At 72.1% G+C, this 15,824-nt stretch carries 11 protein-coding genes; 7 read left to right on the top strand and 4 right to left on the bottom strand.

The features are described from left to right. Positions 1-16: 16 nt before the first annotated feature. Both SFY69_04750 and SFY69_04745 read right to left on the bottom strand, forming a co-directional pair. Positions 17-1,222 carry a zinc-dependent alcohol dehydrogenase gene (locus tag SFY69_04750; protein MDX2131343.1) on the bottom strand — a complete coding sequence of 402 codons (1,206 nt, stop codon included), beginning with the start codon at positions 1,220-1,222 and terminating at the stop codon, positions 17-19. Next, positions 1,219-1,791 carry a hypothetical protein gene (locus tag SFY69_04745; protein ID MDX2131342.1) on the bottom strand — a complete coding sequence of 191 codons (573 nt, stop codon included), beginning with the start codon at positions 1,789-1,791 and terminating at the stop codon, positions 1,219-1,221. The genes SFY69_04750 and SFY69_04745 overlap by 4 nt, the downstream gene beginning before the upstream one ends. 137 nt (positions 1,792-1,928) lie before the next feature. Between SFY69_04745 and SFY69_04740 the strand changes: the two genes are divergently transcribed. Then, the gene (locus tag SFY69_04740) at positions 1,929-3,833 is read left to right on the top strand and encodes a pyruvate kinase (GenBank protein MDX2131341.1); all 1,905 of its coding nucleotides are present in this window, start codon (positions 1,929-1,931) and stop codon (positions 3,831-3,833) included. An 18-nt stretch (positions 3,834-3,851) separates the two neighbouring features. Here the strand turns inward: SFY69_04740 and SFY69_04735 are convergent, their stop codons facing one another. Beyond that, positions 3,852-5,132 (bottom strand): acetyl-CoA hydrolase/transferase C-terminal domain-containing protein, encoded by a 1,281-nt coding sequence (locus SFY69_04735; GenBank protein MDX2131340.1) that lies wholly within the window; start codon positions 5,130-5,132, stop codon positions 3,852-3,854. A gap of 162 nt (positions 5,133-5,294) precedes the next feature. On the opposite strand from SFY69_04735, the gene SFY69_04730 reads away from it, so the two are divergent. From SFY69_04730 to SFY69_04705, 6 genes are read left to right on the top strand one after another with little or no spacing between them, the layout of a single operon-like run. Next, on the top strand, positions 5,295-7,403 hold the full coding sequence (locus tag SFY69_04730; GenBank protein ID MDX2131339.1) for a methylmalonyl-CoA mutase family protein: 2,109 nt from the start codon (positions 5,295-5,297) through the stop codon (positions 7,401-7,403). Beyond that, a complete protein-coding gene (gene scpA, locus SFY69_04725) occupies positions 7,400-9,610 on the top strand; it encodes a methylmalonyl-CoA mutase (GenBank protein MDX2131338.1) in 2,211 nt (736 codons plus the stop codon). Before SFY69_04730 ends, scpA begins: the two co-directional genes overlap by 4 nt. Next, positions 9,607-10,680: a methylmalonyl Co-A mutase-associated GTPase MeaB gene (gene meaB / locus SFY69_04720; GenBank protein ID MDX2131337.1), complete on the top strand. Its 1,074-nt coding sequence runs from the start codon at positions 9,607-9,609 to the stop codon at positions 10,678-10,680. The genes scpA and meaB overlap by 4 nt, the downstream gene beginning before the upstream one ends. Next, the gene (gene mce / locus SFY69_04715; protein MDX2131336.1) at positions 10,677-11,114 is read left to right on the top strand and encodes a methylmalonyl-CoA epimerase; all 438 of its coding nucleotides are present in this window, start codon (positions 10,677-10,679) and stop codon (positions 11,112-11,114) included. Before meaB ends, mce begins: the two co-directional genes overlap by 4 nt. Positions 11,115-11,161: 47 nt before the next feature. Next, positions 11,162-12,700: an acyl-CoA carboxylase subunit beta gene (locus tag SFY69_04710; GenBank protein ID MDX2131335.1), complete on the top strand. Its 1,539-nt coding sequence runs from the start codon at positions 11,162-11,164 to the stop codon at positions 12,698-12,700. A gap of 39 nt (positions 12,701-12,739) precedes the next feature. Continuing rightward, complete coding sequence (locus SFY69_04705) at positions 12,740-13,477, top strand: biotin/lipoyl-binding protein (GenBank protein ID MDX2131334.1); 738 nt, start codon at positions 12,740-12,742, stop codon at positions 13,475-13,477. Between the two features lie 28 nt (positions 13,478-13,505). On the opposite strand, the gene SFY69_04700 is transcribed toward SFY69_04705, so the two are convergent. After that, positions 13,506-15,824: error-prone DNA polymerase (locus tag SFY69_04700; protein MDX2131333.1), on the bottom strand; the 2,319-nt coding region annotated here is incomplete at its 5' end.

Here is a 15,824-nt window from a genome sequence, read left to right as displayed (position 1 = left end):
GGTCCTCCGGTTCGCCTCAGGCCGTGCCGTTCACCGCGCCCGCGGTGGTCGCGGACGGCTTCAGGACAACCTTGAGGCAGTTGTCCTCCTTCTTGTTGAACATGCGGTAGGCGTCGGGCGCGTCGGTGAGGGGCAGGGTGTGCGTGATGATGTCCTCGGGCTGCAGACGCCCCTCGAGGATCAGGTGCAGCAACTGGTGCTGATACGCCTGGACGCGGACCTGCCCCATGCGGAACGTCACGCCCTTGTTGAACGCGACGCCCATGGGGATCGTGTCGACCATCCCCGAGTACACGCCCAGGAGCGAGATGGTGCCCGCCTTGCGCACGCAGCGCATCGCCTCACGGAGCACCGCGGGCCGGTCCGTCTCGATGCCCACCGACTGCTTCACGCGGTCGATCGCGCCCATGAGCCCGTGCCCGTGCGCTTCCATGCCCACCGCGTCGAGGCACGCGTCCGGGCCGCGACCGGCCGTCTGGTCGAGCAGGTGCTCGTAGACGTCGCCCCCGTCGTCGGGGTTGAAGATCTCCGCGCCGGCGCGGGCCGCGATCGCGAGTCGCTCGGGCACGGGGTCGATCACGATCACGCGGTGCGCCCCCAGCGCAAGGAGCGAGCGTGCCGCCATCTGGCCCACGGGGCCGGCGCCCCAGACCGCGACGACATCGCCCGGCTGCACGCCGCAGTTCAGCGCGCCCATCCACCCGGTCGGCAGAATGTCGGACAGGAACAGCACCTTCTCGTCGGGCACGCCCTCGGGGATCTTGATCGGCCCGACGTCGCCGAACGGCACGCGGATGTACTCCGCCTGCCCGCCGGCGTAGGCGCCGGTGATCGCCGAGTACCCCAGCATCCCGCAGCACGGGTACCCCAGCACGCCCGCCGATTCCACCGCGTTCGGGTTTGAGTTGTCGCACGCAGAGAACTCTTTACGCTTGCAGAAGAAGCACGACCCGCACGCGATCGTGCACGGGATGACCACCCGGTCGCCCTCGCGCAGGTTCGTGACCGCCGAGCCGCGCGCGACGACCTCGCCCATGCACTCGTGCCCAAGGATGTCTCCCTTCGACATGCCCGGGAAGTAGTTGTGGTACAGGTGCAGGTCCGACCCGCAGATCGCCGTCGATGTCACACGCACCACGATGTCCCGCGGATTCGTGATCCGCGGCTCGGGCACGTCCTCCACGCGAAGGTCCTCGGCCCCATGCCAGCACACGGCCTTCATGCACGCTCCTTCGGCGAGAACTTCTGCTCGTCCTTCGATCCCTCAACGTCGCGCCCGCGATCCGCGCCGGCGGGCTGGCCTTTCGTGGTCGCCACCTCTCCCGCCTCGAGCAGCTCGCGGAAACGGAACAGCGTCGCCTGAAGGAACGCCTCGGGGTTCTTCCCCAGCTCCCGTTCGAACGACTGCCCGATCGAGGTCTGCCCCGGCACGTAGTCCACGATCACCTTCACCGAAGTGCCGCGCTTGAACGGCAGTTCGCGCAACGACACCGACCCCGCGTGCGGCACGGGCGGGTCGCCCACCGTGCGCCAGGCGAACAGCCGGTCCATCTCCTCGCGGATGATCTCGGCCTCCCACGAGAACGACTCATCGCCCGCCCGCGCGGTGCCCTCGATGCGGTTCCCGTTCCGCGGGCCGAGCGTGCCGACCTCGGACACGAACTGCGGGAGGCCCACGATCCCCGACAGCAGGCGGTACACCTCCGACGCCGGCTTCTGCACCGTGACGGACGCCGTGATCTGCTTCCCGTTCTCGAAGAAGTTGGACGCCGTGTCGTCGTTGCTGGCCAACGGGGCTCCCTTCCGGCCGCCGCACAGTGCGGCCGACGGGAAGGATGCGGCGGGAACATGACGCCACGATAAAAGTGCCAAGCGGCGACGCACGCCGCACCGCGCCGCGGTAAGCCCCGATCGTACAGTTCCGGGCGATGAAAGACCGCCGGCCGCTCCTGGAGTTGCTCGCCCGCCTTCGGGCGGTGCGCCGGTCGTGCCTGGAAACCGAGCGGTCGCACGCCGACATGCTCGACCAACTGGCCCGGGCCGAGGCGGACGCGCCGCAGGCGGGCGCGCCGGGCCCGATGGCGGGCGCGGCGGCGAGCGCGCGCAACCTGCTGCATTACCTCGCGCTGCGCAGCGACGACCTGCGCGACCTGCACGAGCCGCTCGCCGCGCACGGGCTGTCGTCGCTCGGGCGTGCCGAGGCCCATGTGCTCGCGAACCTGGACGGGGTGATCGCGGCGTTGGAGTGCCTGACGCGCACGCCAGAGGAGGCGGAGGGAGGGGTCGCGCCGGTTTCGCTGCGCGACGGGCGCGAGATCCTCGAGCGACGCGCGCAGAGCCTCTTGGGCGCGAGCCGCGCCCCGGGCGACTCCGGTGCGGGCGTTCGCATCATGGTGACGCTGCCGGGCGAGGCGGCGGAAGACGCCGGGCTGGTGCGACGGATGCTCGACGCCGGCATGACGTGCGCGCGGATCAACACGGCGCACGATGGCCCGCGCGCGTGGGAGCGCATGTGCCGCCTGGTGCGCGCGGAGTCCGCGCGGGCGGGCGTCGCATGCCGGATCCTGATGGACCTGGCCGGGCCGAAGATCCGCACCGGGCCGATCGAGCCCGGCCCGCGCGTGCTGCGCATCAAGCCCGGGCGCGACGCGCTCGGGCAAGTCGTGTCGCCCGGGGAGGTCATCCTCCGCGCCGCGCACGACGCCCCGGGCGAGGAACCCCGCGCGTTGCCCGTGGACGGCGACTGGCTCCACGCACTCCGCACGGGCGACGTGATCGAGCTGCGCGACGCGCGCGGCCGCCGCCGCACGCTCGCGGTGGAGGTCTCTCCGACGCGCGCGGGCGAGGCGCGGGGCGTCGTCCGCGCGCGAACGACCCGCACGATCTACGTGCGCACGGGAACAGTGCTGCGCCTGCGCACCCCCGACGGGCGCGAGCCGCGCGCGACCGTCGGCCCGCTTCCTCCCACCCAGCAGGCGATTGTCGTGCGGCCCGGCGATCCGCTGGTCGTCTCGTTCGACGCGCCGGCCGGGCGTCCCGCGTCCGACGGTGGGGCGGCGGTCATCACGTGCACGCTGCCGCAGGCCTTTGCCCGCTGCCGCCCCGGTGGGCAGGTGTGGTTCGACGACGGGCGCGTCGGCGCCGTGATCGTGCACGTGGGCGTGGGGTGCCTCGAACTCCGCGTGACGACCGCCGCCCGCGACGGCAGCAAGATCCGCGCCGACAAGGGCATCAACCTTCCCGATACCGACATCCCGGTGCGCGGGCTCACGCCCGAGGACGTCGAGGTGCTCCCGCTCGCCGCCGCCCACGCCGACATGATCGGCCTGTCGTTCGTGCGAGAGCCCGCGGACGTGGACGACGTGCGGGCACGCCTGCGCGACCTCGGAGCGCCGGGCGTGGGCGTCGTGCTCAAGATCGAGACCTCGCACGCCTTCGAGCGGCTCCCGGCGCTGCTCCTCGCCGCCCTGCACGCACCGGCCGCCGGCGTCATGATCGCCCGTGGCGATCTCGCGGTCGAGGTCGGCTACGACCGCCTCGCCGAGGTGCAGGAAGAGATCCTCTGGCTGTGCGAGGCGGCCCACGTCCCTGTCATCTGGGCCACCCAGGTGCTGGAATCCATGGCCAAGGAAGGACGCCCGTCACGCGCGGAAGTGACCGACGCCGCCATGGGCGAGCGTGCCGAGTGCGTCATGCTCAACAAGGGCCCGTTCATCGTCGAAGCTATCGAGCTGCTCGGCACCGTCATGCGCCGCATGCTCGACCACCAGGCGAAGAAGCGCTCGGTCATGCGTGCGCTCGCGGTCGCCCGCCGGTTCTCCGGGCGGGCGTAGCAGGCCGCGCCGCCGCGCTCACGAGCACGCGTAGTGGCGCGTCGCCGCCAAACGCTTCGTCAGTTCACCCCGGAAGTCCGGGTGCGCGATCGAGATCAGCGCCTCGCCGCGGCGACGCAGGCTCAGCCCGTACAGGTTGACCGCCCCGTGCTCGGTCACGATCCAGTGCACGTGCCCGCGCGTCGTGACGACGCCCGCGCCGAGGGTCAGTTCCGATGCGATCCGCGAGATCGTCCCGCCCGCGGCGGTCGAGGGCAGCGCGATGATGGGCTTGCCCCCTTCCGAGAGCGCCGCCCCCCGGATGAAATCAAGCTGCCCGCCGATCCCCGAGTAGATCTTGTGCCCGATCGAGTCCGCGCACACCTGCCCCGTGAGGTCGATCTGCAGCGCGCTGTTGATGGCCGTCACCCGCGGGTTGCGCCGGATCAGCGCCGTGTCGTTCGTGCGGTCGCACCCGTGAAACTCCACGAGCGAGTTCTGGTGCACGAAGTCGAAGAGGCGCGTCGACCCGCTGCAGAAGCTCGTGACCGTCCGCCCGGGGTGCACGTCCTTGCGCCGGTTCGTCACCACCCCGCCCTCGATGAGCGGGATCAGCCCGTCGGAGAACATCTCCGTGTGCACGCCCAGTTCGTGCTTGTTGCCCAGGCGCGCAAGCACCGCGTCGGGGATCGCCCCGATCCCCATCTGCAGCGTCGCGCCGTCCTCGACCAGGTCCGCGATGATCTCCCCGATCCGCGCTTCTACCGGGCCGATCGGCGCCGGCGCGTGCGCCGGCAGGGGTCGGTCGGTCTCCACCCACGCGTGCAAGCGCTTGCCCGGGACCACCGTGTTCCCGTTCGTTCGGGGCATCTGCGCGTTCACCTCGGCGATCACCAGCCCCGCGCTGTCGGCCGCGGCCCGCGCCGCGTCGCACGATGTCCCCAGCGTGTGCATCCCGTGCCGATCCGCGGGCGAGAGTTGCAGCAGCGCCGCGTCCAGCCGGATGCGCCCGCTCGTGAACAACCCCGGGATGTCCGAGAGAAACACCGGGATGAAGTCCGCGCGGCCTTCCTGCACCGCCGGGCGCGCCGCCGCACCCGTAAAGAACGAGCATGAGCGGATTCGATCCCCGACTTCGGGGGAGAGGAACGACGCCGTGCCCTCGGTGTGCAGGTGAAAGAGCGTGATGTCGCGCACATCGGGACGCGCGGCGAGCGCGTCGAGCAGCGAGACCGGTGTCGCCGCGCTCCCGTGCACGAACACGTTCATGCCGCTGCGAATATGCGCGACCGCCTCCGCCGCCGTATCGACACGTCCCATGGCGCCTCCCCGGCCCGCTTCACACACTCTGAACGATCGACGCTGGTCCGCGGGCCTCGGACACTACTCACGCGCCGGAGCGCCTTCAATTCCAAGCGATCCGGCGAAGCGTCGGACTACGCTCGCGTCGGACAGGCGACCACTTCCCGGAGGCATGCCGCGATGCTGCCGAAGACGCTCGATACCGCCCAGCAGTTCCCGCGCGTCAGCGAGGCGTCGTGGCGGGCGCTCGTGGAGATCGACCTGCAGGGCGCCCCGTTCGAACGCCGCCTCGTCACGCACACGTACGAGGGCATCGACATCAAGCCGCTGTACACGCGCGACGACGCCGTCCCGGGCGGCGATCCTTCCGGGCACAGCGGGCTGATGCCCATGACGCGCGGCGCTCGCCTGCTCGGCGTGTCGCGACACGGGTGGGACATCCGCCAGGAAGTCGCCGACGCCGACCCGCTCGCGGCGAACCGCGCATGCCTGGACGAACTCGAGGGCGGCGCGACCTCGCTCGTGCTGCGCCTCGACGCGTGCGCGCGCGCCCAGCTCGATCCCGCGGACCCGGTCGGGCGAAACCTCGCCGCCCGCGACGGCATCGCCGCGTACACCGTCGACGACCTCGACCGCGTGCTGCAGGGCGTGCACCTCGAGATGATCACCGTCTCGCTCGAGGCCGGCGCCGCGTTCACGCCCGCGTCCGCGATGCTCGCGGCCCTGTGGGAGCGGCGGGGCGTGTCGTTCGAGGTCGCCCGAGGGTGTCTCCAGGCCGACCCGCTCGCGGTGCTGGCGCGCGACGGGCACCTGCCCTATTCGCTGGACGAAGGGATGTCGCGCCTCGGCGAACTGGCCCGCTGGAGCGTGCAGCGCCTCCCGCTGGTCCGCGCCGTCCGTGTCGGCACCGCGCCGTACCACCACGCCGGGGCGACCGCCACGCAGGACCTCGCGTTCTCGATGGGCACCGCGCTGGAATACCTGCGGGCGATGACCCGCGCCGGCCTCACCGTCGATCAGGCCGCCGGGCAGGTGCTGTTCTCCTTCGCCACCGGGTGCGGGCTGTTCCTCGCGATCGCCAAGCTCCGAGCGGCCCGGCGGCTCTGGGCCCGCGTCGTCGAAGCCTGCGGCGGGTCTGACCCGGCCCGCGCCATGACCATGTACGTCCGCCCCAGCAAGCGCGTCCTCACCACCCGCGACCCCTGGGTGAACATCCTGCGCACGACCACGTGCGCGGTCGCGGCCGGGCTCGCCGGCGCCGACGCGATCGGCGTCACGCCCTTCGACGCCGCGATCGGCGATCCCTCGCCCCTCGCCCGGCGCGTGGCGCGCAACACGCACCACGTTCTGCTCGACGAGTGCCACCTGCACCGCGTGTGCGATGTTCCCGGCGGCTCGTGGTACATCGAGCATCTGACCGACCAGGTCGCCGCCAAGGCCTGGGCGCTGCTCCAGGAGATCGAGTCGCGGGGCGGGATGGCGCGGGCGCTCGCCGACGGCTGGGTCGCCCGCCAGATCGACGGCGCGATGCTGCCCCGCATCCACAACCTCGCCACACGCAAGGACGTGGTGGTGGGGGTCAGCGAGTTCCCGCTGGCGAACGAGACACGCCCGGCCGTCACGCCGTCCGATCGTGATGCCATCGTGGGCGCCGCCCGGGCGCGGCTCGCGGGGCGCGCGCCCGCCCCGCGCACGCCCGCGTCGGGCGATCGGTCCGACCGCTGCGCCGACGCTCTCCAGGCCGCCCGCGCCAACGCGTCCGTCCGCGAGATCGCCGACCTGCTCCGCCCCGCGGACGACAAGCCGGCGGCGATCCACACGCCCGTGCACGTGCACCCGTTCGCCGAGGCCTTCGAGCGCCTGCGCGACGCGTGCGACCGCTACGCGCAGCAGTGCGGCGGGCGTCCGCGCGTGTTCCTGGTCGCGGTGGGTACTGCGCCGCGTCATTTGGCGCGACTGACGTACGCGCGACACCTGTTCCAGGCGGGCGGGTTCGACGTGCGCGAGAGCGTGCCCGACGTTTCGCCCGACGCCGCGGGCGTCGAGTTCGTCGAGAGCGGCGCGCACATCGCGGTGCTGTGCGGGCCCGACGACGCCTACCAGAACGCCATCCCGCGATTCGCGCCCGTGCTGCGCGGGGCGGGCGCCCGGCGGATCGTGCTCGCGGGCAACCCGGGCGGGCACGAGGCGGCGTACCGCGACGCGGGCATCGACCGGTTCATCTTCGTGAAGTGCGACGTGGTCGAGGTGCTCACGTCGCTGCTGGCCGAGGAAGGGGTGTACGCGTGAGCACGATCCCGAACTTCGCCGCCGTGCCGCTGGCGTCGCCTTCACGCCCCGGCAACGCCGACCAGTGGACGCACGCCGTCCGCGACGCGTTCGGCGCGGGCCCGGGCGACCTCGCCTGGCCGACGCCCGAGCGGATCGCCCTCCGCCCGGAGTACCAGGCGGCGGACCTGGCGGGCGTGGACTTCGTGGACACGTTCCCCGGGCTGGCGCCGTTCGTCCGGGGGCCGTACGCCGCCATGTACGCCCTGAAGCCCTGGACGGTGCGTCAGTACGCCGGGTTCAGCACGGCGGAGGCGAGCAACGCGTTCTACCGCGCGAACCTCGCCGCCGGGCAGAAGGGCCTGTCCGTCGCGTTCGATCTCGCGACGCACCGCGGGTACGACAGCGACCACCCGCGCGTCGCGGGCGACGTCGGCATGGCGGGCGTCGCGATCGACAGCGTCGAGGACATGAAGCGCCTGTTCGAGGGCATCCCCCTCGACGACATCAGCGTCTCCATGACAATGAACGGCGCGGTGCTGCCCGTGCTGGCGATGTACGTCGTGGCGGCGGAGGAGCAGGGCGTGTCGCCGGCCCGCCTCGCGGGCACCATCCAGAACGACATCCTCAAGGAGTTCATGGTCCGCAACACGTACATCTACCCGCCCGGGCCCAGCATGCGGATCATCGGCGACATCTTCGAGTTCTGCGCCCGCGCCATGCCCCGCTTCAACACCATCTCCATCAGCGGGTACCACATGCAGGAGGCGGGCGCCACCGCCGACATCGAGCTCGCCTACACCCTGGCCGACGGGCTCGAGTACCTGCGGACGGGCGTGTCGCGCGGGCTCGACGTCGACGACTTCGCCCCGCGCTTCAGCTTCTTCTGGGGCATCGGCACCCACCTCTTCATGGAGATCGCCAAGCTGCGCGCCGCGCGCCTCCTGTGGGCGACCATCGTCCGCACCTTCAACCCCAAGAACGACAAGAGCATGTGCCTGCGCGCCCACAGCCAGACGAGCGGGTGGAGCCTGACGGCCCAGGACGTGTACAACAACGTCGTCCGCACGTGCGTAGAGGCCATGGCCGCCACGCAGGGGCACACCCAGAGCCTGCACACCAACGCGCTCGACGAGGCGCTCGCGCTCCCGTCCGAGTTCTCGGCGCGGATCGCGCGCAACACGCAGCTCTTCCTGCAGCACGAGACCGACACCTGCCGCGTGATCGACCCGTGGGGCGGGTCGTACGCCGTCGAGCGACTGACGCACGAGCTCGCCCATCGCGCGTGGGAGCACATCCTGGAGATCGAGAACCTGGGGGGCATGGCCCGCGCGATCGAGCGGGGCATCCCGAAGCTGCGCATCGAAGAGGCCGCGGCCCGCGCCCAGGCCGCCATCGATTCCGGGCGGCGCGCGGTGGTGGGGGTCAACAAGTTCCGCCCGCGCGCCGACGAGCCGGTCGACGTGCTCCGCATCGACAACTCCTCGGTGCGCGACTCGCAGATCGCCCGCCTGCGCGACCTGCGCCGCCGGCGCGACCCCGACGCCGTCGCCCGCGCGCTCGACGCGCTCACCGACGCCGCCGCCGGGCGCACGCCCGCCAACCTGCTCGAGCTCTCCATCCAGGCCGCCCGCGCCCGCGCCACGCTGGGCGAGATCTCCGCGGCCCTGGAGAAGGTCTACGGGCGCCACGAAGCGCCCGTCGCCGCGGCCCGGGGCGTCTACGTCGCCGAGGCCGGGCGCGACGACGTCTCCGTGATGCGCGCCCGCCAGCACGCGGCGGCGTTCGAGCAGCAGGAGGGCCGCCGCCCCCGCATCCTCGTCGCCAAGATCGGGCAGGACGGGCACGACCGCGGGCAGAAGGTCGTCGCGAGCGCCTTCGCCGATCTCGGCTTCGACGTCGACATCGGCCCGCTCTTCCAGACGCCCGACGAGGTCGCGCGACAGGCCGTCGAGAACGACGTGCACATCGTCGGCGTCTCGTCCCTGGCGGCGGGGCACCTCACGCTCGTCCCAGCGCTCATCGATGCCCTCGCCCGCGCGGGACGCGCGGACGTCATGGTCGTCGTGGGGGGCGTCATCCCCCCGAGCGATCACGAGCACCTCCGCGCCGCCGGCGTCAGCGCCATCTTCGGGCCCGGCACGCCCATCGCCCCGGCCGCCATCCGCGTGCTCAACGAACTGCTCCGACGCCTGGGGCACCACGCCCCGGAGGCGGCCCTGCCGTGAGCACTCTGCCCCGCGCGCCCGCCGAACTGCTCGCCGCCGCCGTCCTGGCGGGCGATCGCGGCGCGCTCGCCCGCGCGATCTCGCTGGTCGAGTCGGGCCATCCGCGCCACGCCCGCGACGCCGACGCGCTGCTCGACGCGCTGCTGCCGCACACCGGTCGCGCGGTGCGGGTGGGCGTCACGGGCGTGCCCGGGGCGGGCAAGTCGACGTTCATCGAACGACTCGGGCTGATGCTCTGCGACGAAGGCCGCCGCGTCGCGGTGCTGGCGATCGATCCTTCCAGCGTCGTCACCGGGGGTTCGATCCTGGGCGACCGCACGCGCATGGCGCGCCTCTCGGCGCACGAGCGTGCGTTCATCCGCCCGTCGCCGAGCGCGGGCGCGCTGGGGGGCGTGGCCCGGCGCACGCGCGAGGCCTCGCTGCTGTGCGAGGCCGCGGGGTTCGATGTCGTGCTCATCGAAACGGTCGGCGTGGGGCAGTCCGAGTCGCTCGTGGCCGACATGACGGACTGCGTGCTGACGCTGTCGGTGCCGGGCTCGGGCGACGAGCTGCAGGGCATCAAGCGCGGGCTGCTGGAGGCGGTGGACGTGATCGCCGTCAACAAGGCCGACGGCGACCTCGCGCGCGAGGCCGCCCGCGCCGCGGGCGATCTCGCCGCCGCCATGAGCGTGCTGCACCCGGACGGCGTGCGTCGCGCCGCCGTGCTCACGTGCAGCGCCCGCACCGGCGAGGGCGTCGCCGATGTGTGGCGGGCGATCCTCGACTGCGTCGACGCCCGGCGCGCGGGGGGCGAACTCGACAGACGCCGGCGCGAGCAGCGCCTCCGCTGGCTGCGCGCCGTCATCGACGACCGCGTCCGAGCGCTCGTGCACGATTCTCCCGCCGCCGCCGCCGCGCTCCGGCTCGTCGAGCCCCGCGTGCGCGACGGATCCGAGTCTCCCGGCGCCGGGGCGGCCCGGGTGATCGAGGCGTTCCTGTCCGACGCGTCCCGCCCCGCCCCGACACCCGACGCGCGGCGGCCGGCCCTCTCCCCTGCCCCCGCGTCCACGCACCACGAGGTCCGCGCATGACGCCCGCCGCCGCCGTCAACCACATCGGCATCGCCGTCCGGTCGCTCGACGCCCAGCGCGCGTTCTACGAGGGCGTGCTCGGCGCCCGGTTCGAGGGCGTCGAGGAGGTCGGCGAGCAGCACGTCCGCGTCGCCTTCTACGCCGTGGGCGACGGCCCGCACGCCGTGCGCCTCGAGCTGCTCGAGCCCACCTCGCCCGAATCGCCGATCGCGGCGTTCCTCGAGAAGCGGGGCGAGGGGCTGCACCACGTCGCGTACACCGTCGCCGACCTGCCCGCGCGACTCGCCGAGCTCAAGGCCGCGGGCGTACGACTGATCGACGACCACCCCCGCGTCGGCGCCCGCGGCGCGCGGGTGGCGTTCGTGCACCCCAAGGCGTCGCTGGGCGTGCTGACGGAGTTGTGCGAGCACGCAGAACCAGGAGCCCATGCATGACCGAATCGACACTCCCTCATCCCGCCGCGCCCGCGACGCCCCGCACGATGGCCGAGCGCATCGACGCGCTCCACGCCGCGCACGCGCACGTCGCGCTGGGGGGCGGCGCCGACCGCATCGCCAAGCACCACGCCGCGGGCAACCTCACCGCGCGCGAGCGCATCCACGAGCTGCTCGACGCCGGCACCTTCGTCGAGCGCTATGCGCTGGCGCGCCACCGCTGCACGCACTTCGGCATGGCGTCCAAGGACCTCCCGTCCGACGGCGTCATCACCGGCGCGGGCAGCGTCGACGGACGCGTCGTCCACGTCGCCAGCCAGGACTTCACCGTCGGGGGCGGCGCGCTCGGCGAGGTGCACGGCGACAAGATCGTCGAGGCGATGGACGCCAGCCTCAAGACCAGTTCTCCCTTCGTCTTCATCAACGACTCCGGCGGCGCCCGCATCCAGGAGGGCATCGACTCGCTCGCCGCCTACGGACGCGTGTTCTACTACAACACCCTGCTCTCGGGCGTCGTCCCGCAGATCTCGCTGACCTGCGGCCCGTGCGCGGGCGGCGCCGCGTACAGCCCCGCGATGACCGACTTCGTGATCCAGACCCGGCGCGCCCAGATGTTCATCACGGGCCCGCAGGTCATCAAGCAGGTGACGCACGAGCAGATCAGCGCCGAGGAACTCGGCGGCGCCGAGGCGCACATGCACTACTCGGGCAACATCCACTTCATCGCCGACGACGACCGGCACGCCGCCGCGATCTGCCGCCGGCTGCTCTCGTTCCTCCCCGCCAGCAATCGCGAGGCCCCGCCCCGCGTGCCCTTCGCCGACCCGCCCGGGCGCGACGAGACGCTCAACACCATCCTGCCCGAGGACGCCCGGCGCACGTACGACATGCACGCGATCATCCGGCGATTGGTCGACGCCGACGACTTCCTCGAGGTGCAGTCGGGCTTCGCCGGCAGCATCATCGTCGGGCTCGGGCGCGTCACGGGGCGCGTGGTCGGCATCGTCGCGAGCAACCCCTCGGTCAAGGCCGGTGCGCTCGACATCGATTCGTCCGACAAGGCGTCCCGCTTCGTGCGGTTCTGCAACGCCTTCAACATCCCCATCGTCACGCTCGTGGACACCCCGGGCTACTTCCCGGGCGTGCAGCAGGAGTACGGCGGGATCATCCGGCACGGCGCGAAGCTGCTGTTCTCGTACTCCGCGGCCACCGTCCCCAAGATCACCGTCGTCGTCCGCCGGGCCTTCGGCGGCGCGTACGTCGCCATGGCCAGCAAGGAGCTCGGGGCCGACGCCGTCGCCGCCTGGCCGACCGCCGAGATCGCGGTCATGGGCGCCGAGGGCGCCGCCGAGGTCATCTTCCGCGCCGAGATCGCCGCCGCCGCCGACAAGAACGCCAAGCGCGCCGAACTCGTCGACCTGTACCGCTCGACCTTCTCCAACCCGCTCGTCGCGGCCGGACGCTGCATGGTCGACGATGTCATCGAGCCGGCCGACACCCGGCGCTTCATCGCGCACGCGCTCGCCGTGTACGAGCGCAAGCACGAACTGCGTCCCGACAAGAAGCACGGCCTCATCCCGCTCTGATCGTCCACTGTCCCCCGCGTTGCCCGGTCCTTCCCCGTCATGCCCGAGACCCCGCCAACCCCGCCTCTCGCGCCCGTCGACGGCCCGGCCTCGCACGGTGCGCACGCCGCCGTCATCGCGGGCGCGATCGTCGCGCTGATGGGTGGGCGGCCCGCGGATGTTCCGCGTGCCGTCGCGATGGCGCGCCACGCGCCGCGTCGTTCCGAGTACGAGTTCACCAACCACGACCCGCTGGGCGCCGACCGCGCGCCGCAGGCCGTCGTGCAACCCGCCGAGGTCCGATTCATGAAACTCCGCGTCACGGTCGATGGCAAGTCGTACGACGTCGAGGTCGAGGTGCGGGACGCCGGCGTGTTCGCCTCCGCCGCCAGTCGCGTCGAGGGCGCTCGCGTCGACGCCTCGCACCTGCGCGCCAACCACGCGCCTGCCCACGCGCCGGTCCACACCTCGCCCCGCCCGGCGCCCGCCGAACCCGCCCCGCCCGCCGAGCCCGCACGCCCGCCGTGGCACGGGCTCACCGTCGCGGGCGCGGGCGAGTGCGTCTCGCCGGTGCCGGGGGTGGTCACCGCGGTGCTCGTCAAGCCCGGCGACGCCGTCAAGGCGCGCGACCCCCTCGTCGAGCTCGAAGTCTCGCACCTCATGGCGACGTCGGACCGCCCGACCGTCGGCACCGTCCGCGCGCTCGAGGGCGGCGTGATCGCCGAGGTCAGCGTCCGCCCCGGCGATCCCGTGAAGTTCGGCCAGTTGCTCGTGCGCGTCCGGACGCCCGCGCACTGACAATCGCGCCCACCCCGGCGGGCGACCGTCAGTGGAAGTCGCGCGACAGCGACGGCAGTTCTTCCAGGTGCTCGTCCAGCGACTCGGCGTGGCGCACGTGCACGTGCACGACCTCGCCCTGACGCTCCACCGTCCCGCGCACGAGCAGCATCGTGCTGTGACGCGCTACCCGCCTGTACCGCTCGAACGTGTCGCGCCAGAAGATGAGGTTCGCCACGCCCGTCTCGTCCTCGAGCGTCATGAACGTCACGCCCGACGCCGTGCTCGGACGCTGGCGGCAGATCACCACGCCCCCGACCAGCACCACCCGCTTCGCCGGGCACAGGCGCTCGCTCCGCAGATCACCCGCTCCGATCGCCCCGCACGCGTCGAGGTGCCCGCGCACGAACGACACCGGGTGCGCCTTGAGCGACAGCCCCGTCGCCGTGTAGTCGTGCAGCACGCGCACGCTGGCGCCGATCGCCGGCAGGTGCTCCAGCCCCGCGTCGTCCGTCGCGTCCAGGTGCGCGAACAGCGGGAGCGACTCGTCCCGCAGCGGCTTCACCTGCCACAGCGCCCGCCGCCCGTCCAGCCCCATCGACGTAAACGCGTCCGCCCGCGCCAGGCTCCGCAGCGACCCGACCCGCACGCCCGACGCCCGCCACAGCGACTCGACCGATCCGAACGGGCCCCGCGCCCGCGCGGCCTGCGCGATCTTCTCCGCCTCCCGGCGCGCCAGGCCCCGCACCAGACGCATCCCCAGCCGCACCGCCCGCCCCTCGTCCTCCAGCGTGCAGTCCCACGCGCTGCGGTTCACGTCCACCTCGCGCACCTCGACCCCGTGCTCGCGCAGGTCGCGGACGATCTGCGCCGGCTGGTAGAACCCCATCGGCTGGCTGTTCAGCAGCGCCGCCCCGAACGCCCCGGGATGGTGGCACTTGAGCCACGACGACACGTACACCAGAATCGCGAAGCTCGCCGCGTGTGACTCCGGGAACCCATACTCGCTGAACCCCTTGATCTGCTCGAAGCACCGCTCCGCGAACTCGCGCGTGTACCCGTTCGACAGCATCCCGTCGATCAACTGCACCCCGTACCGGTAGATCGCCCCGCCCCGACGCTTCCACGCCGCCATCGCCCGGCGCAGCCCGTCGGCCTGGTCGGGCGTGAACTTCGCCGCCACGATCGCCAGTTGCATCGCCTGCTCCTGGAACAGCGGCACGCCCAGCGTCCGTCCCAGCACCTCCTCGATCTCCGGCCCCGGGTAGTGCGCCGTCTCCAGCCCTTCCCGCCGGCGCAGGTACGGGTGCACCATCCCGCCCTGGATCGGCCCCGGTCGAACGATCGCCACCTCGATCACCAGGTCGTAGAAGGTTCGGGGCTTCAGGCGCGGCAGCATCGACATCTGCGCCCGGCTCTCGATCTGGAAGACGCCGATCGTGTCCGCCTTGCGGATCATCGCGTAGGTCGCGGGATCCTCGGCCGGGCTGGTGGCGAGGTCGAGGGTGACGCCCTTGTGCTCGGCCAGGAGGTCGAAGCTGCGCTTCATGCAGGTGAGCATTCCGAGGGCGAGGACGTCGACCTTCATGAATTTGAGGATGTCGATATCGTCCTTGTCCCATTCGATGACCTGGCGGTCGACCATGCGCGCAGGCTCGATCGGCACCAGCTCGTCGAGGCGGTCATGGGTCAGGACGAATCCGCCCGGATGCTGCGACAGGTGCCGCGGCGTGCCTTCTAGTTGCCGCGCCAGCTCGAGGGTGAGTGTGAGCCGCCGGTCGGCGAGGTTGAGATTGAGCTCGCGGGCGCGGGTCTCATCTATGCCCTCGCCGTGACCCCAGACCTGCGAGGAGAGCAGCTTGGTGACGTCTTCGGGCAGGCCGAGCGCCTTGCCGATGTCCCTGACGGCACCCTTGGTGTGATAACGCACCACGGTCGAGCACAGCGCGCTGTGATCGCGGCCATAGGTCTCGTAGACCCACTGCATGACGATCTCGCGCCGCTCATGCTCGAAGTCGACATCGATGTCGGGCGGCTCCTTGCGCTCCTGGCTGACGAAGCGCTCGAACAGCAGATTGTTGCGGTCGGGATCGATGCTGGTGATGCCGAGCACGAAGCAGACCGCCGAGTTGGCGGCGGAGCCCCTGCCTTGACAGAGAATGTCCTTCGATCGTGCGAAGGCCACGATGGCGTTCACCGTCAGGAAATAGGGCGCGTAGCGCAGAGTCTCGATCAGGCCGAGCTCGTGCTTGAGGAGGCCCACCACCTTGTCCGGCACGCCTTCGGGATAGCGGCGCGCCGCCCCTTCCCAGGTGAGCTTCTCGAGCGCCTGCTGGGCGGTGAGGCCCGGCATCGTCTTTTCTTCGGG

It is taken from the genome of Planctomycetota bacterium (assembly GCA_033763975.1).
Lineage (GTDB): Bacteria > Planctomycetota > Phycisphaerae > Phycisphaerales > UBA1924 > RI-211.
Note: the sequence above shows the minus strand (reverse complement) of the source record. Positions and strands in the feature narration are given on the sequence as shown.